Source organism: Bradyrhizobium australafricanum (genome assembly GCF_020329495.1).
In the GTDB taxonomy this organism is placed as follows: domain Bacteria; phylum Pseudomonadota; class Alphaproteobacteria; order Rhizobiales; family Xanthobacteraceae; genus Bradyrhizobium; species Bradyrhizobium australafricanum.
In genome coordinates this window covers 104,755-128,123 of record NZ_JAGKJL010000004.1, presented here as the reverse complement: position 1 = coordinate 128,123, position 23,369 = coordinate 104,755, and the positions used below count along the sequence as shown (strand labels likewise).

21 protein-coding genes are annotated in these 23,369 nt (G+C 64.3%); 13 read left to right on the top strand and 8 right to left on the bottom strand.

From position 1 onward, the window contains the following. Positions 1 to 181 precede the first annotated feature (181 nt). Positions 182 to 1,522, top strand: coding sequence for an LLM class flavin-dependent oxidoreductase (locus J6525_RS05935; protein ID WP_225642786.1), 1,341 nt, complete (start codon positions 182 to 184; stop codon positions 1,520 to 1,522). A 5-nt stretch (positions 1,523 to 1,527) separates the two neighbouring features. On the opposite strand, the gene J6525_RS05930 is transcribed toward J6525_RS05935, so the two are convergent. Further along, positions 1,528 to 2,619 carry an LLM class flavin-dependent oxidoreductase gene (locus J6525_RS05930; RefSeq protein ID WP_225642776.1) on the bottom strand — a complete coding sequence of 364 codons (1,092 nt, stop codon included), beginning with the start codon at positions 2,617 to 2,619 and terminating at the stop codon, positions 1,528 to 1,530. Positions 2,620 to 3,038: 419 nt separating this feature from the next. Here J6525_RS05930 and J6525_RS05925 point away from each other — a divergent pair, with 419 nt between their 5' ends. The 6 genes from J6525_RS05925 to epsC all read left to right on the top strand — a co-directional run bounded on the left by J6525_RS05925 (position 3,039) and on the right by epsC (position 8,487). Then, positions 3,039 to 3,794: an ABC transporter permease subunit gene (locus J6525_RS05925; protein WP_312009744.1), complete on the top strand. Its 756-nt coding sequence runs from the start codon at positions 3,039 to 3,041 to the stop codon at positions 3,792 to 3,794. Beyond that, positions 3,791 to 4,516 carry an ABC transporter ATP-binding protein gene (locus J6525_RS05920; protein WP_225642772.1) on the top strand — a complete coding sequence of 242 codons (726 nt, stop codon included), beginning with the start codon at positions 3,791 to 3,793 and terminating at the stop codon, positions 4,514 to 4,516. Before J6525_RS05925 ends, J6525_RS05920 begins: the two co-directional genes overlap by 4 nt. Positions 4,517 to 4,526: 10 nt before the next feature. After that, positions 4,527 to 5,531 (top strand): NrtA/SsuA/CpmA family ABC transporter substrate-binding protein, encoded by a 1,005-nt coding sequence (locus J6525_RS05915; protein WP_225642770.1) that lies wholly within the window; start codon positions 4,527 to 4,529, stop codon positions 5,529 to 5,531. Positions 5,532 to 5,573: 42 nt separating this feature from the next. After that, entirely contained in the window at positions 5,574 to 6,803 is a 1,230-nt protein-coding gene (locus J6525_RS05910; RefSeq protein ID WP_225642768.1) for an acyl-CoA dehydrogenase family protein, read from the top strand. A gap of 138 nt (positions 6,804 to 6,941) precedes the next feature. Continuing rightward, complete coding sequence (locus J6525_RS05905) at positions 6,942 to 7,514, top strand: flavin reductase family protein (RefSeq protein ID WP_092081419.1); 573 nt, start codon at positions 6,942 to 6,944, stop codon at positions 7,512 to 7,514. A 106-nt stretch (positions 7,515 to 7,620) separates the two neighbouring features. Further along, complete coding sequence (gene epsC, locus J6525_RS05900; protein WP_225642766.1) at positions 7,621 to 8,487, top strand: serine O-acetyltransferase EpsC; 867 nt, start codon at positions 7,621 to 7,623, stop codon at positions 8,485 to 8,487. Positions 8,488 to 8,496: 9 nt separating this feature from the next. On the opposite strand, the gene J6525_RS05895 is transcribed toward epsC, so the two are convergent. The 5 genes from J6525_RS05895 to J6525_RS05875 form a co-directional block, all read right to left on the bottom strand. Then, on the bottom strand, positions 8,497 to 9,366 hold the full coding sequence (locus J6525_RS05895) for an ABC transporter permease (protein ID WP_225642764.1): 870 nt from the start codon (positions 9,364 to 9,366) through the stop codon (positions 8,497 to 8,499). Next, positions 9,359 to 10,225, bottom strand: coding sequence for an ABC transporter ATP-binding protein (locus J6525_RS05890; protein WP_225642762.1), 867 nt, complete (start codon positions 10,223 to 10,225; stop codon positions 9,359 to 9,361). Before J6525_RS05890 ends, J6525_RS05895 begins: the two co-directional genes overlap by 8 nt. Further along, complete coding sequence (locus J6525_RS05885) at positions 10,222 to 11,277, bottom strand: ABC transporter substrate-binding protein (protein WP_225642760.1); 1,056 nt, start codon at positions 11,275 to 11,277, stop codon at positions 10,222 to 10,224. Before J6525_RS05885 ends, J6525_RS05890 begins: the two co-directional genes overlap by 4 nt. A 25-nt stretch (positions 11,278 to 11,302) precedes the next feature. Continuing rightward, complete coding sequence (locus tag J6525_RS05880) at positions 11,303 to 12,232, bottom strand: TauD/TfdA dioxygenase family protein (RefSeq protein WP_225642757.1); 930 nt, start codon at positions 12,230 to 12,232, stop codon at positions 11,303 to 11,305. A gap of 97 nt (positions 12,233 to 12,329) precedes the next feature. Further along, a complete protein-coding gene (locus tag J6525_RS05875; protein WP_225642755.1) occupies positions 12,330 to 13,766 on the bottom strand; it encodes an FAD-dependent oxidoreductase in 1,437 nt (478 codons plus the stop codon). A gap of 385 nt (positions 13,767 to 14,151) precedes the next feature. On the opposite strand from J6525_RS05875, the gene J6525_RS05870 reads away from it, so the two are divergent. From J6525_RS05870 to J6525_RS05860, 3 genes are all read left to right on the top strand, one after another. Next, a complete protein-coding gene (locus J6525_RS05870) occupies positions 14,152 to 14,976 on the top strand; it encodes a class I SAM-dependent methyltransferase (RefSeq protein WP_225642753.1) in 825 nt (274 codons plus the stop codon). 27 nt (positions 14,977 to 15,003) lie between these two features. Further along, complete coding sequence (locus J6525_RS05865; protein ID WP_225642751.1) at positions 15,004 to 16,344, top strand: LLM class flavin-dependent oxidoreductase; 1,341 nt, start codon at positions 15,004 to 15,006, stop codon at positions 16,342 to 16,344. Positions 16,345 to 16,415: 71 nt separating this feature from the next. Next, positions 16,416 to 17,237, top strand: a complete 822-nt coding sequence (locus J6525_RS05860; protein ID WP_225642749.1) for a MetQ/NlpA family ABC transporter substrate-binding protein — start codon at positions 16,416 to 16,418, stop codon at positions 17,235 to 17,237. On the opposite strand, the gene J6525_RS05855 is transcribed toward J6525_RS05860, so the two are convergent. Both J6525_RS05855 and J6525_RS05850 read right to left on the bottom strand, forming a co-directional pair. Further along, the gene (locus J6525_RS05855) at positions 17,234 to 17,992 is read right to left on the bottom strand and encodes an SDR family NAD(P)-dependent oxidoreductase (RefSeq protein ID WP_225642746.1); all 759 of its coding nucleotides are present in this window, start codon (positions 17,990 to 17,992) and stop codon (positions 17,234 to 17,236) included. The two genes, J6525_RS05860 and J6525_RS05855, sit on opposite strands and share 4 nt — an antisense overlap. Before the next feature lie 81 nt (positions 17,993 to 18,073). Further along, entirely contained in the window at positions 18,074 to 19,339 is a 1,266-nt protein-coding gene (locus J6525_RS05850) for an ROK family protein (protein WP_225158723.1), read from the bottom strand. Between the two features lie 241 nt (positions 19,340 to 19,580). On the opposite strand from J6525_RS05850, the gene J6525_RS05845 reads away from it, so the two are divergent. The 3 genes from J6525_RS05845 (at position 19,581) to J6525_RS05835 (ending at position 23,195) form a co-directional block, all read left to right on the top strand. Beyond that, the gene (locus tag J6525_RS05845; RefSeq protein ID WP_225158724.1) at positions 19,581 to 20,546 is read left to right on the top strand and encodes a sugar-binding protein; all 966 of its coding nucleotides are present in this window, start codon (positions 19,581 to 19,583) and stop codon (positions 20,544 to 20,546) included. Between the two features lie 64 nt (positions 20,547 to 20,610). Then, on the top strand, positions 20,611 to 22,137 hold the full coding sequence (locus J6525_RS05840; protein WP_225642744.1) for a sugar ABC transporter ATP-binding protein: 1,527 nt from the start codon (positions 20,611 to 20,613) through the stop codon (positions 22,135 to 22,137). After that, positions 22,134 to 23,195, top strand: coding sequence for an ABC transporter permease (locus J6525_RS05835; protein ID WP_225642743.1), 1,062 nt, complete (start codon positions 22,134 to 22,136; stop codon positions 23,193 to 23,195). The genes J6525_RS05840 and J6525_RS05835 overlap by 4 nt, the downstream gene beginning before the upstream one ends. Positions 23,196 to 23,369 lie beyond the last annotated feature (174 nt).

Genomic DNA, 23,369 nt, shown 5'->3' with positions numbered 1-23,369 from the left:
GAATATTCATGCGGCGACGGACAGGCCGTTCCGTTCATCGCAGAGGATCGACACGGGATTTGTCCGCAGATCGCACGGGAGAGACGGATATTTCTTTTTGCATGGACGCGCCGGCCATTCGTTTTCATGCGGCCAGACAGGCGATACTTCGTGAATCGTCTCACCTCAATGCGTGGCAGCCATGTCCGATCGTCAGCTTCACCTCAATGTCAACCTGCTGCACTCCGGCGTATACGCGTCGGCGTGGCGGCTGCCCGAAAGCGATCCTCGCGCCTGCTTCGACGTCGGCCATTATGTGCGCGTGGCTGAGATCGCCGAGCGCGGCAAGCTCGATGCGATCTTCCTTGCCGACACACCGGCGATCACCGACCGCATCGACTACCGCGCCTTCATGTCGATGGAACCGACGATCGTGCTGGCATCGGTGGCCGCGGCGACCAGCCATATCGGGCTGATCGCGACCGTCTCGACCACCTACAACGAGCCGTACAACATCGCGCGCCGCTTCGCGACCCTGGATCTCGCGAGCGGCGGCCGCGCCGGCTGGAATGCGGTGACCACTGCCGACGCGTCGGCCAGCCGCAATTTCGGCCTCAGCAACGTGCTGGAGCACAAGGCCCGCTACGAGCGCGCCAAGGAGTTCGCCGAGGTCGTCCATGCGCTGTGGGACAGTTGGGAGGACGACGCCTTTGTCGGCGACAAGTCCTCGGCGCGATTTGTCGATACGTCGAAGGTTCATCCGATCGCGCATCGCGGCGCCCATTACTCCGTGGCCGGTCCGCTCAACGTGCCGCGTTCACCGCAGGGCCGCCCGGTGACCGTGCAGGCCGGCGGCTCGAGCGACGGCCGTGACCTCGCTGCCGCGCAGGCTGAAGCCGTGTTCACGCTGGCCCAGACGATCGAGGAAGGCGTCGCCTATGCGCGCGACCTGCGCGCCCGCGCCGCGGCCTACGGTCGCGCCGGTGACTCCATCGTCATCCTGCCGGGCCTTGCCACCGTGATCGGCAGCACTGAAGCCGAGGCGAAACGGCGGCAGGATGAGCTGTGGGAGCTGGTTCCGATCGAGTACAGCCTCGCGCGTCTCGCGGGCACATTGCAGGTCGATCCTGCGATCCTAGAGCTCGACAAGCCGCTACCCGATCCACTCCCACTGCCGGCCAACGCCAACCACACAATGTTCCAGGGCACGGTGAACCTTGCGCGCCGCGGCAACCTCACCGTCCGGCAATTGTTGCGGGCACTCGGCGGCGGGGTCGGACACCGCATCATCGTCGGCACGCCCGAGCAGATCGCCAACGACATCGAAGCCTGGTTCAGGGCTGGCGCGGCCGACGGATTCAATCTGATGCCCGACGTGTTGCCGACGGGGCTCGAAATCTTCGTCGACAGCGTGGTGCCGATCCTGCAGCGCCGTGGTCTGTTCCGAACCAATTACGCCGGCACCACCTTGCGTGAGCATTTTGGCTTGCTTCGGCCGATCAGCCGCTTTGCGCGTCAGACGGAAGCCGCCGCAACCGCGTGACGCAGCTACCGCGAACCCGCCGGCAGTGCTCGCGTATCATTTGCAACAGATGACGCTGCGCGGACGCGCGGGATGATCTCCTTCGCAAAGCGTTCCATCTCGGCCTCGAAAGGCTGGAACTGCAGCATGAACAACTCGATGCCCGCGGCATGGAACGCCCCGATCCGGGCGGCCACGTCATCATAGCTGCCGACCAGCCCGGCAGCGGTGCCGCCGTTGCTGCCGACCCGCTCCGACTTCTGCATGGTCTGCATCATCACGACCTTCGGATCAGTGTTCTGCCGCTGGATCACCTTCATCGAGGCGTCCTTCCGCGACAGCTCAAGCAGCCGCTCATAGGCGGCCTGGCCCTCGGCCTGCGTCTGGCGCGCGATGACGAAGGCGGACAGCCCGAAGCGAAGCGGCACCGACGTCCGCGGCCGCGCCGCCACGTCGGCAATGAGGCCCGCGACATCCTCGAGCGGCTGACCATTGATGAACCAGACGTCGCCGTGGTCGGCGACCAAAGCGCGCGCCGGCTCGGATTCGCCGCCGACATAGATCAATGGTCGCGGTCGGTAGAGGCTCGTCGGCCGCAACAGATAATCGCGGACGTCGAAATGCTCGCCCTTGTAGGTCAACCGCTCGCCCTGCATCAGGCGCGAGACAATCGTGATCCACTCGCGGCCATAGGCGTAACGGGCATCGTGCTCGGCAAAGCCGATGCCGGCCTTGTCGAGTTCGGGCCGGTTCCAGGCGTTGACCAGGTTGATCGCGAAGCGTCCGCGGCTGATGTTCTCGATCCCGAGCGCGAGCTTGGCGAGAACCACCGGATGATAGAGATAGGGCTTGATGGCCGCGATGATCTCGATCCGGCTGGTCAATGCCGCAACGGCCGCCGCCGCGCTCCAGGCCTCGAGCTGATCGAAATCCTCCCGATGCGGATTGATGGTGTGCTGCGCGATCAGCGTGGAATCGTAGCCCAGTGCCTCGGCGGCAAGCACGAGGTCGCGATTGCGCTCCCACGATGCGTCATACGGCTCCTCCGGATCCTGATAGGCCGCGCGCGAACCATGGACCAGTGCCCAGATGCCAAAGCGAAGCGGTCGTGTCGACATGCCGTCTCTCCGATTTCCCTGACGTTACGTCGGCGTGTTTTCAAAGAAGCACGGCGACAGATCAAGCAGCGGCGCATCAAAAGATTTTCCTTGCCGCGCCGCGCGCGTCGATAAACCAGAAAACTCCGGACGCAGCGACAATTGGAATACGGCTCTATTTCTGTTCGAGAAAATTCGTGGGACAGTTTGCGCGACATGAACAACGCCTTCTTTCGTGCGGCGACGCGCCGTTCATCGAGAGAACGGCGAACCATGCCGCGCGCGATCAATGATGCTCGCGCGCAATGTTAGACGAGGACAGAACAGACTTGAGCAACCTCGAACAGGCTGCGTCATCGATCGCGTTTGATTCAACGCCGCGCAGCGTTCAAACGGCATCGCCGTCCCGGAAGCCACGAGTAGAGATCGGCCGGCGCGGCATGCTGCTGCTGTCGTGGCTCGCCCCGGTCGTGCTTCTGATCGTCTGGGAATTGCTGGCGCAGGCCGGCTGGCTCTCGCCGCAGGTGCTGCCGGCACCGAGCAAGGTCGTCCGCACGGCATTCAAGCTGGCGACGTCCGGAAGCCTGCTGAACGATCTCGGCGTCAGCCTGCTGCGCGCAACGGCCGGTTTTGCGATCGGCGGCAGCGTCGGATTCGCGCTCGGCATCCTCGTGGGCTTCTCGCGGATCGCGGAGGCTGCCATCGACCGCAGCATCCAGATGATCCGCGCGATCCCGTTTCTCGCCGCGCTACCGCTGGTGATCGTCTGGCTCGGCGTCGGCGAAGCCCAGAAGATCTTCCTGGTCGCGCTCGGCGTCGCCTTCCCGATCTACATCAACACCACGCTGGGCATCCGGCAGGTCGATCCGAAGCTGCTCGAGCTCGGCCGCGTCCAGGGCCTCGGGATACTCGAGCTGATCCGGCGCGTCATCCTGCCCGGCGCCCTGCCATCGATCCTGACCGGTGTGCGCTATGCGCTGGCGACCGCGTGGCTGGCGCTGGTGGTCGCGGAGACCATCGGCGCCCAGTCCGGCATCGGCTTTCTCGCCATGGATGCGCGCGAGTTCCTGCGCACCGACGTGATCGTGCTGACGATCGTGATCTATGCGCTGATCGGCGTCTCCGCCGACGGCATCGCGCGCGCCCTGGAGCGACGGCTATTGGCCTGGCATCCGAACTATGGAGGCGCGCGATGACGCTGCACGCCGTGCCCTCACCGGCCGCGATTGCGCCGGCCGTCGTGGTGACGGGACTGCATCGCGCCTATGGCAGTCGCGTGGTGATCGAGAACCTCAACCTGCGCATCGAGCGCGGCGAGTTCGTCGTCCTGCTCGGCGAAAGCGGCTGCGGCAAGACCACGCTGCTGCGGGCGCTGGCCGGCCTCGATGCGATCGACGGCGGGCGCATCACGGCACCACGGCGGCCGGCCGTCGTTTTCCAGGAGCACCGGCTGCTGCCGTGGGACAGTCTGTGGCGCAACGTCTCGCTCGGCCTCAATGCGACCGACGCCCGTCAGCGCGCCGCCACCGCGCTCACCGAGGTCGGACTCGGCGGCCGTCTCGATGACTGGCCGCGCAACCTCTCGGGCGGACAGGCGCAGCGCGTGGCGCTGGCGCGCGCGCTGGTGCAGGAGCCCGAGTTGCTCCTGCTCGACGAGCCGTTCGCAGCGCTCGATGCGCTGACTCGCATTCGCATGCACGATCTGGTGCGCGAGCTGGTCGCCGTCCATCGACCCGGCGTGCTCCTGGTCACCCACGACGTCGACGAGGCGATCGCGCTCGCCGACCGCATCCTGGTGATGCGCGAGGGCCGGATCGCGTTCGAGCATCCCACGAAACGTAACGGCGCAGCGCCGATCGCCCGCACCGACCTGCTGGCGGAGCTCGGCGTCGACACCTCTCACCCCATTCCTGCCTGAGGACCACTCAATGTCTATCCCCCGGTTCACCAACCCCACCCGTCGCAGCTTCCTTGGCGGCGCCGCCTTCGGCATCGGCGCGCTTGCCGGCTTTGACCTGTCCGAGCCGGCGCATGCGGCGACCGGCCGCGTCACCGACACGGTGCGTCTGACCTGGGGTTTGAGCGGCCTCAATCTGATCGCCAAGGAGCGCGGCGAGTTCGAGAAGCTGCTGGCCAGGGACGGCATCAAGGTCGAGTGGCTCGGGCCGTTCCCCAATCATGCGCCGACGCTGCAGGCTGTGACCGGCGGCAGCGCCGATTTCAGCTTCGGCGGCAGCACGACGCCGGCACTCGCCGCGATCATCGCCGGCTCGCCGCTGGTGTTCACCCAATTGGTGGTCTACGAGCCGCGCACCACGGCGATCATCGCGCGGGATGACTCTGGCATAAACAAGGTCGAGGATCTCGTCGGCAAGTCGGTGGCGGTGAACCGTTCGGGTCTCGGCGAATTCCTGCTGGTTGCCGCGCTCGAGAAGCACAAGATCGACCGCTCCAAGGTGACGTTCGTCTATCTCAACCCGCCGGACGCAGCGCCGGCGCTGGCCTCCGGGAAGGTCGACGCCTGGTCGATGTGGAGCCCGGGCGTCGATATCGCGCGGCTCGAATACAAGGCGCACGACATCTTCCTGGAAGGTCGCGATCTCGAGTTCCAGATCGACTACACGTCCTACCTGACCACCCGAAAATTCGCGACCGACAATCCTGCGCTGGTCCGGGCCGTCAACGATGCCTTCCGCGCCGAGGGCAAGTGGATCTCCGCGAACAGCAAGGATGCCGAATACATCGCGCAGAAGGCCGGCAAGTACAGCGACCAGGTCCGCGACCAGTTCATCGCTCTGAACCGGCAGTATCGCTACTTCGCCGCCAACGACGAAAACTTCCTCGCCGAGCTGCAAAGGGCCGCCGACTGGCTGGTCGCGCGCAAGGTGCTCCCGGAGCCGATCAAAGTCACCGACCACCTGGCCCAGCTCTGATCAGTAGCCGTCATATCAATCAACGCCATTTGGGTGATACCAATGAACAAGCCTCTGTCCGCCACCTCGCTGGAGCCTTCCGACCGCCTTCACAGCCGCGCACCCGATATCGACGCGCTGCTCGGCCGCATCGCGGAAGGCGCCGCCGACCGCGAACGCGAGCGCGTCCTGCCGTTCGCGCAAGTCGATCTCATTCGCAAGGCCCGCCTCGGCGCGTTGCGGCTTCCGATCGAAGCCGGCGGCGCCGGCCTGTCGATTCGCGCATTGTTCGAGATCGTCATCGGTCTCGGCGAGGCCGACGCCAATGTCGCGCATATCCTGCGCAACCATTTCAGCGTCGTCGAACGCCTGGTGCGCCGGCCGAAGGACGATCAGCACAGGCAGTGGCAGAAGGCAGTTGCCGACGGCGCGATCATCGGGCTCGCGGCGACCGAGCTCGACACGCCGAAGGTCGGCAATGTCACGCCGAACACGACACTCACTGCCGACGGCGACGACTACCTGCTCAACGGCACGAAATACTATAGCACCGGCACACTGTATTCGGACTACGTCCTCGTTCGCACCGCCGACACATCCGCCACCAATGCTGCCGTGCTGATTCCGGTGAACCGCGAGGGCATTGAGCTGATCGACGACTGGGACGGTCTCGGGCAGCGGCTGACGGCGACCGGCACCACCCACTTCCGCAACGTGCGCGTCAAGCGCCAGGAGGTCGTGTTCGATGCACCGGATACCGGCTACGGCATTCCCTACTCCAACACATTTGCCCAGCTGTTCCTGACCGCGATCAATGCCGGCATCGCGCGCGCCGTGCTGCGCGACGCCAGCGCCCTGGTGCGGACCCGCAAGCGGACGTTCTATTACGCGCCGAGCGAAGTTCCGGCGGACGACCCGCTGCTGCAACAGACCGTCGGTCAGATCGCCAGCGGCGCATTCGCCGCCGAGACCGTGGTGCTTGCGGCCGGGGAGGCGCTCGATGCCGCCACCGACGCCTTCGATGCAGGTGACGAAAGCGCCGTCGATGCCGCGCACAAGGCCGCGCTGCTGTCGGCAAAGGCCAAGATCGTTGCGGACGAATTCGCGATCCGGAGCGGCAGCCTGCTGTTCGATGTCGGCGGCGCATCGGCCACCAAGAAGGCGACCAATTTCGACCGCCACTGGCGCAACGCGCGCACCCTGGCGTCGCACAATCCAAACACCTTCAAGGCGCGCTCGATCGGACAATACGAGATCAGCGGCACGCCGCTACCCGCCAAGGGCTTCTTCTAGAGCCCCACTCCGATCGAATCGGAACGGAGCTCTGGATTGTTGTTTTGATGCGTTTTCTTCGCGCGAACCGGTATCCACTTCGCTCGAAAACGCTCTGGCGAGGTCCAATCCGGCGAGGCAATGCAAGGGAGAATCCCGATGAGCAAGCCGGATATTCATCTTGTGGACGCCGACCACGAGATCGAGCGTCAATTTCGCCTTGTCATGCGCCGCCTCCCGGGCGGCGTTTGCATCATCACCGCAGGACAGGGTGAGGACATCACCGGCATGACGGTGACCTCGCTGACGTCGCTCAGCGCCAGCCCACCCCGGCTGCTGGTTAGCATCAATCGGCAGGCATCGTCCTTCGCACCGATCGCCCGCCATCGGCTGTTCGGCGTCAACATCCTCGGCTCCGACCAGCAGGTCCTGGCCGAGCGCTTCAGCAATGGCCGGCTGAAAGGCTGGGAGCGCTTCGAGGGCACCGACTGGACCCATGGAGCCTCGGGCGTGCCGTTGCTGCAGCGGTCGCTCGCGATGATCGAATGCCAGGTCGAGGAGATCATCGAGCGGCATTCCCATGGCATCATCGTGGGCCGCCTCGCCAGCATGGAATTGTCGCACCGGCTGTCCGGCCTCACTTACTGGAATGGACAGTATGTCCAGATCGATCACGAGGCCGATCTCGACCTATTGGCCGAAGTCAGCATTCCTCTGGCGCATGTCCGTTAGGGCAGAGAAAGGGTGCTGCATGAAATGCGAATTGCCGCCAGCATCGCCTCCGTCAACGGCCGGCGCGGTCAGCAGACCACCAAGCCGCTGGCAGCTCGACCGGATCGTGGCCGAGTTGCGCACCTCCCGCGAGGAGACCCACAGCATCCGGCAAGACGGCGAGGCTCGCCGTGCCCCCTCGCGCGACGCGCTGGAGGTGATCCTCGACGGCCTCACCGAGGCGCTGTTTCCCCGCCACTACGGCCAATCGGACCTCGACGGCGAGAATATCGACTATTTCGTCGGCAATACGCTGAGCACAGCATTGGATTCGCTCAGCGCGCAGATCCATCGCGGCGCGTTGTTCGTCGGCGACGAGCTGGAGCCCGGCTTTGCGCATGAGGAGGCGATCGAGCTGACACGCGCATTCGCCACCCAACTGCCGTCGGTCCGCGGACTTCTGATCAACGATCTGCGGGCGGCATTCGTTGGAGACCCGGCGGCGCGGAATTTTCCCGAGATCCTGATCGGCTATCCTGGGATGACCGCCATCATCCACCATCGCCTTGCGCATCTGCTTTACCAGATCGGCGCGCGGCTGGTGGCGCGCCTGATGTCGGAGATCGCTCACACAAGGACCGGCATCGATATCCATCCCGGCGCCCGGATCGGCTCCGGATTCTTCATCGATCACGGAACCGGCGTCGTGATCGGCGAAACCGCCATCATCGGCAACAACGTCCGGATCTATCAGGCGGTCACGCTCGGCGCGCGGCATTTCCCGACCGACGACGAGGGCCATGTGATCAAGGGCGACGCCCGCCATCCGATCGTCGAGGATGACGTCGTGATCTACGCCAGCGCAACCATACTCGGCCGGATCACGATCGGCCGCGGGTCGACCATCGGCGGCAACGTCTGGCTGACCAAGGACGTGCCGCCGAACAGCATTGTGACGCAGGCCACTGCACGAAACAGTCCGAGCGGCGCCTGAACCACGATCTCACGCCGAGACCTGTGCCTTCCATCGCATCAAGCGCCGTTCCAACGCCTCCAGGACGGCATTGAATGCCAACCCAATCACGGTGATCCCGATGATGCCGAAATACATCTGCGGGATCAGGAAGCTGTACTGGCTGTTGATGATGAGATAGCCGAGACCGGCCTTGGCGCCGACCATCTCGGATGCGACCAGCACCAGCATGGCTGACGCACTGGCGAGGCGAATGCCGACAAAGATCGTCGGAAGCGCCGCCGGAAGGATCACCTTGCGGAACAGCTGCTGCGAGGTCGCGCCCATGGTCCGCGCCGACTTGATCAAGAGCGGATCGACCTGCTTCACCGCGGCGATGGTGTTGAGCAGGAGCGGCCAGGCACAGCTATAGACCACCATCGTAACCTTCGAGAGCTCGCCAATGCCAAGCAGCAGGATGAACACCGGCAACAGCGCGAGCGGCGCGGTATTGCGGCAAATCTCGATGAACTGGTTCAGCAGATCGCCGAGCCTTGTGTACCAGCCGACGGCCAGCCCGAACGGGACGAACAACACGACCGACACCAGAAACCCGCTCAGGGCGCGGAGCAGGCTCGCGGAGGCGTCGTCATAGAGCTCGCCGGTTTGCGCGAGCTGCCAGCCTGCGGCGATGACATCAGAGAATGGCGGCAGAAACACCGCGTCGATCAAGCCGAGCCTCGGCGCGGCCTCCCAGATCGCCAGAAGGGCGATCAGCAGCAGGGAGCGGCGTCCGAAAGCTGCCAGACCGCGGGTCGCGGCGCGGACCGCGCTCACTAGCGGTGACCGCGCCGCCGCCGCTTGCTCGTCTCGCCGTCCATGCGCGAGCTCCAGCAATGTCAGCATCTCCAGGCTAGACATGAGCGACTTCCTTTACTTCACGCTCGACACGGCCTGCGCTGACCCTGCCCGCTGATTGCCCCAGCTGCGCTTTCTGCACTTCCTCGCGGAGCAGGCTCCAGATCTCATGGCGCACGCGGCCGAATTCCGGCAGCGAGCGCACGTCCTCGGCTTCGCTGCGCAAGGCCGCGAGGATGTCGACAATCTCCTTGATCCGCCCCGGACGCGACGTCATGACCGCCACGCGCTGACCGAGCACGACGGCCTCATCGATGCCGTGGGTGATGAAGATGATGGTCTTGCCGGTGGCACGCCAGATCCGCAGCAGCTCGCCCTGCAGCGTTTCGCGCGTCTGGGCATCGAGCGCAGCGAACGGCTCGTCCATCAGCAGCACTTCCGGATCGTAGGCCAGGCTCCGCGCAATCGCGACACGCTGCTTCATGCCGCCGGAAAGTTCGTGCGGGTAACGGTCGGCAAAGCCGGACAGCCCGACCAAGTCGAGGAAGTGCCGCGCGATCTCTCCGCGCTGCTTCGGCTTGAGGCCGGCAATGTCGAGCCCGAACTCGACGTTCTGCGCGGCGGTGCGCCATGGAAACAGCGCATACTGCTGGAACACGACGCCGCGGTCGCGTCCGGGACCGATGATCGGCCGGCCATCGAGCAGGATGCGGCCGCTGGTCGGCGTTGCGAGCCCGCCGAGCAGATCGAGCAATGTCGACTTGCCGCAACCGCTTGGACCGACCAGGGCAAGGAATTCGCCGGCGCGGACGTCGAACGTGATGTCCTCGAGCGCGGTGAAATGGCCCGCCGGCCGGCCTCCCTCGCCTCGGGTGACGAACTCCTTGCGGACCTTGTCAAAGCTGATCTTGACCGACGTCATCGCGCCTCCGCCGTCTTTCCGGGACAGAAATAGTTGAACTCGTTGGTGTAGGTGTCCGAGGCCTTGATCTGGCCCGGCTTGAGCAGGCCATCCTTGACCAGCCAGTCGACCCAGACCTGCAGCTCGGGATCCGAGATCACGCCGCCCTTGGACGCGACGCCGGTGCTCTTCCAGTACTTGATCGAGGAGGCGTCCTCGTTGCGCTTGCGCTCCGCGATGATCCGGTTGAAGCGAGCCCGCACTTCATCGGGCGGCGCCGTCTGCGCCCACTGGATCGCGCGCGAGATCCCCTCAACCAGCTTGCGGGCGGTGTTCGGATTGTCCTTGATGAACTTCTCCCGCAGCACATAGGCACCGCCGGTGAACTGTCCGAACAGATCGGTATCGTTGAAGAGCGAACGGATCCCGCCACGCTCCAGCGCCTTGTCGCGTAACACGCCGCTGAGCGCGCTCACCTCGACCTGCCCTTGCCGCAGCGCCTGCTCGCCGGTGACGGGTGGGACTGCCACCAATGTCACCTGCTTGGCTTCGCCGGCGCTAAGACCGTTCCGCGCCAGATACTCACGCAGCACGAACTCCAGATGGGCGCCAAGCGTATTGACCGCGACCTTCTTGCCGATCAGGTCGCGGGCCGTCTTGATCGGACTGTCATCCTTCACGTAGTAGCCGTAATAGGTGTTCGCGTCGGAGCCGTAGTAGCCGACCACCGCCTTGATCGGTGCCTTGGCCGCGATCAGCTTGATAATCGCGCCATAGAAAGCGCCGCCGACGTCGATGTCGCCGGTGACGACGGTCTGGATGTCCTGCGGTCCGCTGATGGTGTTGCCGATCCATTTGAGCTTGAGCGGCGCAAGGTAGCCGAGGTCCTCGGCAAGCTCGGTGAACGTCACCTGCCCGGCCCAGCCTTGATAGCGGATCTCGGTCTTCTCGAGCGGTGACTCGGCGAAGGCCGGAGCGATCAGACCCAACGCAAAGGCACCGGCCAGCAGCAATCGCGCCGTCCGGTGGGCGGCGGCTCGCCGCGCACGCAGAATTTGAATGATGGCATTCATTGTGTTGCTCCAATAGGCGACATGCTCAGGCTGCCTTCGCCGACTGCGGCTTCGGCGATTTGATCCGCGTCACGCTGTGGCGGCCGTCGACGCTGACCGGAACCTCGCCATCAATGGTGGCGCGGCGCACCACGCGATGCTGATCGCCGTAGTCATTGACGGCGTAGTGCTGGGTCGCGCGATTGTCCCAGATCGCGACGTCTCCGGCCCGCCAGCTCCAGCGCACGGTATTCTCCGGAGCCGTGATGTGGGACTGGAACAGATCGAACAGCTTCTGGCCGTCATATTTCGGCAGGCCGACAAAGCGCTGGACGAAATTGCCGAGCACCAGCGTGTGCTCGCCCGTTTCGGGATGGACGCGCACGACCGGATGCTCGGTCTCATAGATCGTCCCGGTGAATACCTCGTCAAAATGCTTTCTGTCGGCGTCGGTGGCGCGAGACTTCACCGCGTAATCATAGGCATTGCTGTGAACCGCCCAGAGCTCGTCGGCGAGCTTGCGCAACGGTGCTGGCAGATCGAGATAGGCGGCAGCCGTGTTCGACCAGACGGTGTCACCGCCATAGGGCGGGATTACCACGCCGCGCAGCACCGAGATCTTCGGATAGGAATCGACGAACGTGACGTCGGTATGCCATTGGTCCGCGCGGCCGCCACCACGCCCCGAATCCAGCTCGAGGATCGACGACGTACCCTTGCTCGGGCCGATGGTCGGATGCGGCACCAGTTTGCCGAGCCTAACCGCGAAGCGCTCCTGCTCGGCGTCGCCGAGGTGCTCCTGGTCGCGGAAGAAGATCACCTTGTGCTCGAGCAGCACCTGGTTGACAGCACGGATGACCGCGTCGGGAAGGTCACCCGACAGCTTCACATTCTTGATCTCGGCACCAAGCCGGGCGGCACGCTTGACGATGTCGGCGCGCGGAATGACGTTGTCGATGGTAGTCGTCTTGCTCATGATGCTGGTCTCGTCGCCGCGATCCCCTGGACAAGGCTCCGCCATGCGCCGGTCGCGGAAACGACGGCGGAGATCAATGATGTGGTCGTGATCCTCGCTATTCCGCCGCGACGGGCTGCGGCGGTCGCCAGACAGCCGGTGCATAGAGCTCGGCGGTGAAATCCTCCGCGATCTCTCCGTTGATGCGCGCCTCGTGAGATGCAAGGTCGGCCAGGAACAGATCGCGGCTGACCCTGGCCGTGATCCCCGGAATGTCGCGCTTGAAGCTTGGAACGTCGCCGATCGGCAGGCCGAAGCTGACAAATGCCGCCGGGTTGAAGACGTGAATGTCCTTCAGATACGGCGCGCGGCCCGGAACTTTCTCCAGATACTCGTGCCCGGACCCGAGATAAGGATAGGCTGCCAAACCATCGTCTTTTTCGCCGTCAGGCGGCACGAAGCGATCTCGCCACAGCAGGATTTCGTCGGCGAAGTCGCCGAGCTCGGACTGCGCGCCAAGATCGACGGAATAGCCGGTCCCCGCAATCGCGAAATCGAACGCGAACTCGCCCTGCGGAGTGATGGCGACCGGCCGCACCCCCTTCAATTGCGCCGAGGTCCAAGGTGCGCCCAGGTGCAGATGAAAATTGGGGAAGGCTACCGCGCGCGAAATCGCATCCGGCGGCGGGGTCGACCCAGCCTGCCTGAACCGGATCGCCTGATGCCAGCGCACCCCGTCGGGCAGGCTGCCATAATTGTCATAGGCTCCCGGATAGCCGCGGATCCGAATGACCGGCAACGCGGCCAAGGTTTCCCGGCGCGCAAAAAGATGAACATCGCGCGCTCCGGCCTCAAGGGCTGCGGCCGCCGCATCGAAGGCCGACGCAGCACTCCCGACCACCGCAACGGAGAGACCACGCAGCATCCTGAAATCGATCTTCTCCGATGTATGCGCACGGAATCGTTTCGGCAGGACCCGCAGCGCGTCGGGGACATAAGCGCCCCCGCTACCCGCAAAGCCGGTTGCGAGCACCAGCTTGCGCGTGGTCTCGATGGTCGTGACCCCGCTCCGCTCCAGATGTAACCGCAAATGATCGGCTGCGGGCTCGATGCGGAGCAGCCGCGTACCGTAACGAATGCCGGCGCCGGTCACGTGGCGATACCAGTCGAGATAGGCCGCCCAGTCGAGCCGCGGAATCCGATCGAGCGCGTCGAAGGCCGCCGCGCCATGGCGCGTTTCATACCATGCTTGGAAACCGAGACCGGGCAGACCGAGCTCCGGACCTGGAAGCGTCTTCGGGGTGCGAAGCTTGTGCATTCGCGCGCTCGTCAGCCACACGCCGGCCTTGCTGGCGTCGGCGGCGGCATCGATCACCGAGACCTTGCCGATCCCGGCGCGCCGAAACGCAAACGCGAAGGCCGCGCCGGACTGACCACCGCCGACCACGACGACGTTGTGATCGATTCCGTCGCGATCAGGCACCCAGTTCTGCGGGTCGGCCCCGATCAGCCGGAGGGCCTCGCGGGCGACGCTGTCGGGATCGGATTGCGGCATGAATGACCACCTCGCTTTGACGTTGCAAATCGTAAAAGCGATCGACATTCAGTCAATGAAACGAAACCAGCTTTGTTTTTGATAGCAGGCAATGTTCGCGTCGTGGACAACGCGGGCATTGAAATATTTACGATGATCGCCGCCTGACCGATCTCATGTGCATTGCGACGTGCGGGATCGGCGCGAGCGATCGGGAAAACTTCCCAAATCATACGTCGCCGGTATCGGCGCGATCGCAGTCATCTCCGGTGAACGACGAACTCGTCACGTTCATGCTCGCTTGCCGTGCAACAACGCAAATTCATTTCACCGCCGCCGACATAGAGTCTGACGCAGCGCACGCGCCTGACGTCGACGCGCGGCGAGCAACGATGGATCTCTCGAAATGCCGCGAACTGCCGGCAACATCAGCCTTGAACACGATACCCCGGAGCTCGCCCGCTCCTATGATGAAGCGGGACTCGTTCAATTTCGCCACGGCAAGTTCCTGATCGGGCCGCTCGCCATCAAGACCGGCGAGCACGTGCTCGACATCGGGACGGGAACCGGCCGGCTTGCGGAATTCGTCGCCGGACTGGTCGGTCCGGACGGCCGCGTGATCGGTATCGACCCACTTGCCGGCCGCATCGAAATTGCGCGCCTTCGGCAGGGGGATAACCTCCAGTTCGCCACCGGGCGCGCCGAAGAACTGTCGCGCTTCGACGACGCGCAGTTCGACGCGGTCTATCTCAACAGCGTCTTCCATTGGATCTCCGACAAGGATCGCGCGCTGCGGGAGATCCGGCGCGTGCTCAAGCCCGGCGGCCGCCTCGGTTTGAATGCGCAGGATCCGTCCAGGCCGCACCAGTCGCGCCTGCTGCTTCGTCGCGCCATCATCGAGGCGGGTCTTGCCGGCGATCGCCAGGACTCGAACCCGGTGCTCGGATCGACCGACGAGGAGCTCAAATCGCTGTTCGCGGCACACGGCTTCGCCGGCTACCGCAGCGGGCTGCGCGCGCTGATCGATATCCACGACGATGCCGCATCGCTGCTGCAGTGGTCGGAAGCGAGCGCATTCGGAAATTTCCTCGAAGCGTTCACCTCTCACGAGCGCGAACTGGTGCGCCGCACCTTCGCGCGCCTTGTCGAAGAAAAGCGCACGCCCGAAGGTTTGAAGCTGGAGCGCTACCTGCGCTTCGCATTTGCGCACAAGGCGCCGTCCCACCAATAGCGATCAGCAGAATTTACGAGATTCGAGATGAGCAAACGACAGCTTTCCCTTAACCTCTTTATTTATCCCGGCGGCCATCACGAGGCGGCGTGGCGCTACAAGGGGTCTGCGGCGGATCGCATCCTTGACGTCAGCTATTACCAGGAGCTGGCGCAGCGTGCCGAGGCGCAGAAATTCGACGCGATCTTCTTCGCCGACGGCCCCGCGCTCGCCGACAATGTTCGCTACGCACAACGCTTCCGGTTCGAGCCGATCACCTGGCTGGCCGCGATCGCCGTCGCCACGAAACGGATCGGCCTGATCGCGACCGCGTCGACGACCTATACCGAGCCTTACAATCTGGCCCGCCTGTTCGCGTCACTCGATCACCTCAGCGGCGGCCGGGCCGGCTGGAACATCGTCACGACCAGCACGGCACAGGCGGCGCAGAACTTTGGCTTGCCCGAGCATCCACCTCACCACGAACGCTACGAGCGGGCGCGGGAATATATCGATGTCATCACGCGGCTGTGGGACAGTTGGGAAGACGACGCCGTGGTGAACGACCCCGCATCCGGCATTTTCGCCGATACGGGAAAGATCCATCCGATCGATCACGTCGGAAAGCACTTCCGGGTGCGCGGTCCGCTCAACATCTCGCGGACACCGCAGGGACGGCCGGTCTATGTCCAGGCGGGTTCGTCTGATGACGGACGCGCCTTTGCCGCGCGCTATGCCGAAGCGATCTTCACCGCGCATCAGACGCTGGCGAGCGCCCAGGAGTTTTATGCGGACATCAAGCGGCAGGCACGCGCGTTCGACCGCAGCCCCGATCAGGTCAGGATCCTGCCGGGCATCAGTCCGTTCATCGCCAGCACGCAGGCCGAAGCCGACCTGTTGCAGGACGAGTTCAACGAGCTGATCCAGCCGGAATACTCGTTGACCCAACTTCGCCAGATGATCGGGCTCGACCTCTCCGGCTTCGACCTCGACGGTCCCTTTCCGCGCCACCTGATCGACACCGGCAGCGCCCGCGGGGTCGCCAGCCGTTTCAAGCTCGTGGTCGACATCGTCGATCGCGAGCAGCCGACCATCCGCCAGCTCGTGCAGCGTCTCGCCGGGGCGCGCGGCCACTGGGTGATCGCGGGCCCGCCGGAGAAGATCGCCGACAACATCCAGACCTGGTTCGAGAATGGCGCGGCCGACGGCTTCAACGTGATGCCGCCCTGGCTACCCGGCGGGTTCGATATCTTCGCCGAGCAGGTCGTGCCGATCCTGCGCAAGCGCGGTCTGTTCCGCGACGAGTACAGCGGCACGACGCTGCGCGACCATTACGGACTGAGCCGGCCGCAAAGCCTATTTTCCGGATCGATCAAGGCGATCGCCTGACGTGATCGAAACCGCCGACCCCGCGTCGGCCGGATCGCTATTTGCCCACAGCCTAAGGATTTGAGAATTCAATGACCACTGCGCGCGTCCTGCTCGTTTCGACCCTGCTCATTCTCGGTGCTCTGACCGGCGCCGCCCTGCACGCGGAGACATCAGCCAAATCCGATCTGAAAGTCGGCTTCGTGCCGGGCCCCTACATCGACGAATTCAAGGTTGGCGTCGCGCCGGAACTCGAGAAGAAGGGCTACCGTATCCGCTATGTCGAGTTTTCGACCGGGCTGGAAGCCAATAATGCAGTGTTCAAGGGCGAGATCGACGCCAACGTCATGCAGCACACGATCTTCCTGAACTCGTACAACGAGCGGCAGCAAACCGACCTCGTCGGCATCGTCCACGTCCCGACGCCCCCGATGGGGCTTTACTCGAAGAAGCATCCGGTCGGCTCGCCGATCAAGCCCGGTTCGACCGTGGCCGTTCCCAACGATCCCGTCAATCTGCAGCGTGCGCTCTGGATCCTGCGCGATCTCGGCCTCGTCGAGATTCGCGACTCCAAGCCGGTCGATGTCAGCGAACTCGACGTGATCAAGAACCCCGGCGGCATCAAGATCGTGCCGCTGGAAGCGGCACAGGCGCCGCGCGCGCTCGACGACGTTGATTTCGCCGCCATCCAGGGCAACTTCGCGATCTACAGCGGCTTGAAGCTGACCAATGCATTCGCCCTGGAGAAGATGACGACGCCCTATATCAATGTGGTCGCGGTGAAGCAGGCCAATGCGAGCTCGCCGTGGGCGCAGGACATCGTCGCCGGCTACAAATCACAGACGTTCAAGACCGCGATCCTGTCCGACCGCTTCTATGACGGGTTTACCTTGCCGGATTACTTGAAGCGCTAGACCCAGCCACCATCCACGATATGGCTCTGGTTGGTGCAGGCACCGCTGTCATCGGCGGCAAAGAACAGCACGACGCGGGCGATATCATCAGGCACGAGTTTGCGCTTGAGGCATTGGCGCTGCATCAGCTCGGCCACGCCTTCAGACGTCAACCACAAATCCTGCTGCCGCTGGGTCATGATCCATCCGGGCAGGATGGAATTGACCCGTATGTTGTGCGGCCCGAGATCGCGGGCCAGCGCCCGGGTGAGGCCCTGAACGGCTGATTTGGCCGTTGTGTAGCAGGGCATGTTGCCCTGGCCGATCACCCAGCTCACCGAGCCGATGTTGACGATCGAGCCGCCCCCTGCCTGCTTCATGTCCGGCGCGACCGCCTGGGCGCTGAAGAACTGGTGCTTCAGGTTGACGGCGATCCGCTCGTCCCAGAATTCCGGTGTGACGTCCTCGATCGCGTGACGGTCGTCGCGGGCTGCGTTGTTGACCAGGATGGTGACCGGCCCGAGCGCCTCGCGGATGCCGGCGACTGCGCGCCGCAGCGCGCCGATGTCGCGCAGATCTGCATGTTCGAAGCGCACGCGGGCTTGTGCCCCGAGATCGGACAGCAGCTGCTCCGACGACGTCAGATCGATATCGATGAATCCGACCCGTGCGCCCTGGCCGATGAACCGGCGGACGATCGCCTCGCCGATGCCGGAACCGCCGCCGGTGACCAGTACGGTCCGGTCCTTGAGACTTGGATAGATGGCGCCCTGCATTGGCATCCTCTCGATATTGGCGCCTGAAGGGCGTCGGTTGCGTTGCTGCGGCTCAGGCAAAAGGGCCACAGATTCCGAGGTTCACTCGGTTGTCTCCATGAGGCTGCGGTCCACGACCCGCAGCGTCCGCCGCACCATGCCGTCGACGATGGTCGCCGACTCGCTTGGACGCACATATATTGCCGTGGACTTGAGCAGCCACGGCAGCACCGCCTGGTCGAGCCTCTCCTCATAGGCACTGCGCATCATGTCGAATGCCTGCAGGCCGGGACCTGCGAGGATGACATGATGCGGGCGCAGCACCGATATCGTCGTGGCGACCGCTTCGGCAAGCGCGTGACCCGCCTGCTGGAACAAGTGCTCGAGACGGGAATCGCCGCTCCGCGCCCGATCGCGCAACAGAGCCATCTGCGCCTCGGACGGTTGCTGCGACGCCGCCGGCGGCAGGTCGAGAAAGGTGCGGGCATCGCGGTAAAGCGCATAGTCGGCAAGATGGGCCTCGATGCAGCCGCGCTGACCGCAGCGGCATTGCGGGCCGTTCAGCGCCAATTTGACATGACCGATCTCACTGCCCGCGCCGGCACCCCAGCGCGCTTCACCGTCGACAATGATGCCCATGCCGACGCCGTGGCCCACCATGATCGTGGCCGTGAGGCCCTGCGCCAGTGCCGGTTCGGCGGCAGCGAGGGACAGCGCGACCGCGACCGCGTCGTTCGCCATCACGACTTCGACAGCGAACGCCTGGTGGATCGGCTGGGCAAGATCGACGTCGGTGATCGACAGCGCCGGGCTCCACAGATGCCGGCCGGTATCGCCGTCGACGATGCCCTGCAGCGCTATTCCGATTCCGAGCAAGCGATGTCGCGGCGTGGCGGTCGCCTCAAGCATGGCGTCGATCTGTGCGATCACGAGCTCGCATAGTGCGCTTGCATCGAGCGCGCGCGTCGCGAGTTCAAGTCGCGATTGCGCCAGGGCGGAGCCGCTGAAATCGGCGATCAGTGTCTCGACCAGATTCATGCGCAGCGAGACCGCGATGATGCGGCCAAATTCGGGATTCAGGGTCAGCAGGACTGCCGGCCGGCCGCGGCGACGGCCACCATCCGCGTCCTCTTCGTCGGCGTCGTCGGGCCACAGCGTCGCCGCATCTGTCTCGGCTTCGCACAGCAGGTCCTCCGCCATCAGCTTCGACGTGATGGCCGAAATGGCGGGGAAGCTCAGGCCCGTGCTGCGTGCGAGCTCGACCCGCGGCAACGGCCCCTGGCGTCGCAGTACCTCGACGAGACGGCCGGGGTTCGATCCGCGGGCCAGGCTCGAAGCACGTCTCAACGGCTCGGGCTGTTCGTTCATATTGCGCTTTTTAATTCGCTTGATGAAATTATTCAACGGAGGCTACTCGTTTGTCGGTCAAAAAGCGCGGATATCGACTGAAAAACATCACTCCCATACTATTATTGGCTGAAGGTGTGATCATGAACATCCTTGACTGGACATTTTGTCGCGCTAATTTATTAGTTACGTGAATAAAATAAGGCGTGAAAAGCGCCGGGCGTGAAATCCCCTCACCGGGGGTGTCGACAGGGAGGTGCATATGAATGTCTCAACCAGAAAATTGATCGTGCCGCTCATGGCGGGCGCTGCCGCGCTCGCCATGGCGACGGGGGTAGCACAGGCACAGCAGAAAAAGACCATCGCGCTGGTGACCAATGTCGCGGCCGACTTCTGGACCATCGCGGGCCGTGGGCTTGAGAAGGCGCAGAAGGAGCACCCGGACTACAATATCGAATTGATCGTCACCAATGAAGGGACGGCGGCCGGCCAGCGGCGCGAACTGGACGATCTGCTGGTGCGCGGCGTCGCCGGTATCTCGATCTCGGTCGACGATGCACCGCATGCAACCGAAGAACTCAACAAGGTTGCGGCCAAGACCGTGCTGATCACCACGGACAGCGACGCGCCGCAGAGCAATCGCCTCGCCTATATCGGCACCGACAACGTCGCGGCGGGGCGACAGGCCGGCGAGGAGATCAAGAAGGCGCTGCCGAACGGCGGCAAGATCGCACTGTTCGTCGGAACGATGGACGCCGACAACGCCCGCGAGCGAGTGCAGGGCATCAAGGAAGCGATCGCCGGCACCAAGGTCGAACTGGTCGACGTGTTCACCGACCAGGTGGACTTCGCCAAGGCCAAGGCGAACATGGAGAACGTGCTCGTCAAATATCCCGACATCGCGCTGCTGTCCGGCCTGTGGAGCTACGAAACGCCGCTGATCTATGACGCGGTGAAGGCCGCGGGCAAGGCCGGCAAGGTGAAGATCGTCGGCTTCGACGAGGATCAGCGGACGCTGCGCGGCATTTCCGACGGCACGATCGAATCCACGGTCGTGCAGCAGCCCTACGAGTTCGGCTATCTCTCCGCCACCAACATCATCAAGACGCTGAACGGTGACAAGTCCTGGATTCCGAAGGACAGCAAGCTGATCGTGCCGACCAAGGTGATCAGCAAGACCAACGTCGCGGAGTTCGCCGCACATCTGAAGGAACTGCTCAAGAAGTAACTTCAGTCGGCTTCAACGCCCGGCCGCCACAGGCCGCCGGGCGTTGTGCAGGAGGACATGCCGAATGGCGGAAACGCTGCTGGAACTCAGCGGAATCAGCAAGACCTATCCCGGCGTCAGGGCGCTCGACGACGTCAATTTGCGCGTCAATCGCGGCGAGGTGCTGGGCCTGATCGGCGAGAACGGCGCCGGCAAATCGACGCTGATGCGCGTGCTGGCCGGCGTGATCGCGCCGAGCACCGGCGCGATCCGCATCGGCGGCACCGAGCACGCCCGGATGACGGTGACCGAGGCGACGCGATGTGGCATCGCCTTCGTGCACCAGGAACTGAACCTGTTCGAGAATCTCGACGTCGCGGCCAATGTCTTCATCGGACGCGAGAAGCTGGCCGGCGGCCCGCTGAAGCTGGTGGACAATGCGCAGATGCACGCCCGCGTGATGCCCCTGCTGGAACGGCTGGGCGCCGATTTCACGCCGGGCACGCTGGTCGAGAATTTGTCGATCGCGGAGCGCCAGATGGTGGAGATAGCCAAGGCGCTCTCGATCGACGCCCGCGTCATCATCATGGACGAACCGACCTCCAGCCTGACGATTTCGGAGACGGAGCGGCTGCTCGAGGCGATCGCCGACCTGAAGACGCACGGCATCTCGGTGATCTACATCTCTCACCGGCTCGGCGAGATCATGAGCTGCGCCGATCGCGTCGTGGTGCTGCGCGACGGGCGCACGGTGGGGGAATTGGCGCGCGACGAACTCAGCCACGCCGCCATGATTAGGCTGATGATCGGCCGCGACCTGAAGGCGCTATATACACCGCCGTCCTGCACGCCGCAGCCGGGCGGCTGCGATATCGCCGGCGTCGTGACCACTGCCTTTCCCGACCGACAGATCAATCTGTCGGTGCGGCGCGGCGAGATCCTCGGCCTCGCCGGGCTCGTCGGCGCCGGCCGCACCTCGCTTGCCCGCGCGGTGTTCGGCGTTGACCCGCTGCTGGGCGGCGAGATCCGGATCGACAACGCCCCGGTCGGCGTCGCCTCGCCGCGTGACGCGATCAGGCAAGGGATCTACCTGGTGCCGGAGGATCGCAAGAAATCCGGCCTGGTGCTGGAACTGCCGATCCGGGAGAACGTGACGCTCGCGAGCCTGCTGGATCATGCGCGGATGTGGCTGGTCAACGGCGCGGCCGAGCGCAGAATCGCCAAAGACCAGGCCAGGCGGCTGTCCGTCAAGGCGCCGAGCATCGACATCGAAGCCGTGACGCTCTCCGGCGGCAACCAGCAGAAGGTGGTGCTGGGCAAGTGGCTCTCCATGCAGCCGCGCGTGATGTTCTTCGACGAGCCGACCCGCGGCATCGATGTCGGCGCCAAGAGCGAGATCTACGCGCTGATGCGCAGCCTCGCCGACCAGGGCGTCGCGATCGTGATGATCTCCTCGGACATGGAGGAAGTGATCGGCGTCTCCGACCGGGTGGCGGTAATGCATGAAGGCAGTGTCAGCGGCGTGATCGAGCGCGACCAGTTCAGCGAATACAACGTGTTGAGGCTGGCGGTCGGCCAACCGCTCGAGACCATGGAGGCCGCCGCGCCATGATGAAGAAGGAACTCGGCCTGTTCTTGCTGCTGGCGGTGATCTCCGCCATCACGGGCGCGATCAATCCGGCCTTCCTATCGTTCGTGAATCTGCTGAACATGGCCAATCTGATCGGCCTGTTCGGCGTGTTCGCGCTGGGTGAAGGCCTCGTCATCATCACCGGCGGAATCGATCTTTCGCTCGGCTCGATGTTCGCGCTGCTTGGCGTCATCTTCATCGACCTGCTGACGACCTATCAGGTGCCCTGGCCGTTCGCGCTGGTGCTGGTCCTGATGGGCGGGCTTGCGCTGGGCGGCATCCAGGGCTTCCTGATTACACGGCTGAAAATGCAGCCCTTCATCGTAACGCTGTGCGGCCTGCTGATCTATCGCGGCGCCGCGCGCTATTACACCAGCGATTCGACACGCGGCTTCGGCTACGGTGACGAGGCGAGCACGCTGAGCAACATCGCCTCCGGCAATATTGCGGGCATCCCGAACACCTTCATCTTCCTGATCATCCTTGCGCTGATCCTCGGCGTGCTGTTGCACCGCTCAGTCTACGGGCGCTGGCTTTATGCCGTGGGCAAGAACGAGGAAGCGGCGCGCTTCTCCGGCATCAACACCGACCTCGTGATCGCCACCGCCTATGTCATCAGCGGCGGGCTCGCCGGCGTCTCGACCGTGATGTTCGTCTTCTACACCAACTCGGTTTCTCCGAGTTCCTTCGGCAACTTCTACGAACTCTATGCGATCGCGGCGGCCGTCCTCGGCGGCTGCAGCCTGCGCGGCGGCGAGGGCTCCATTCTGGGCATCGTGCTCGGGACGGCGTTGCTGCAGGTGCTGCAGAACCTCGTGAACATCCTCGGCATTCCCAATTCGCTGAACTTCGCGGTGATGGGGACCGTGATCCTGATCGGTGTGCTGGCGGATCAGCAATTGCAGGCCCGTCGACGGCGCAAGGCCGCGCTCGCAGGCCTCGCCCGCACTGCACCAAGATCGAAGGAAAGCACAATTCTGCAAGGCGCAGCTTCGCATAGCGCGGCTGCGTTGCCGACGACGACGGGCGATCAGGCATGACAACTCGAAAAGGAAGAACCCGGACCGGGAATATGGTCGCAGCGGCTTGAGTAGAGGAACGAGGGGGAAGGAGTTCTAGGCGCAAGATCAATCAAGCTCGCGGCGCTCGTATCCAAATTGGCGCAGCAGGCCTGGCCCAGCTGAGCCGCAGGCAGACCCCTCGCCGCCGTCTTG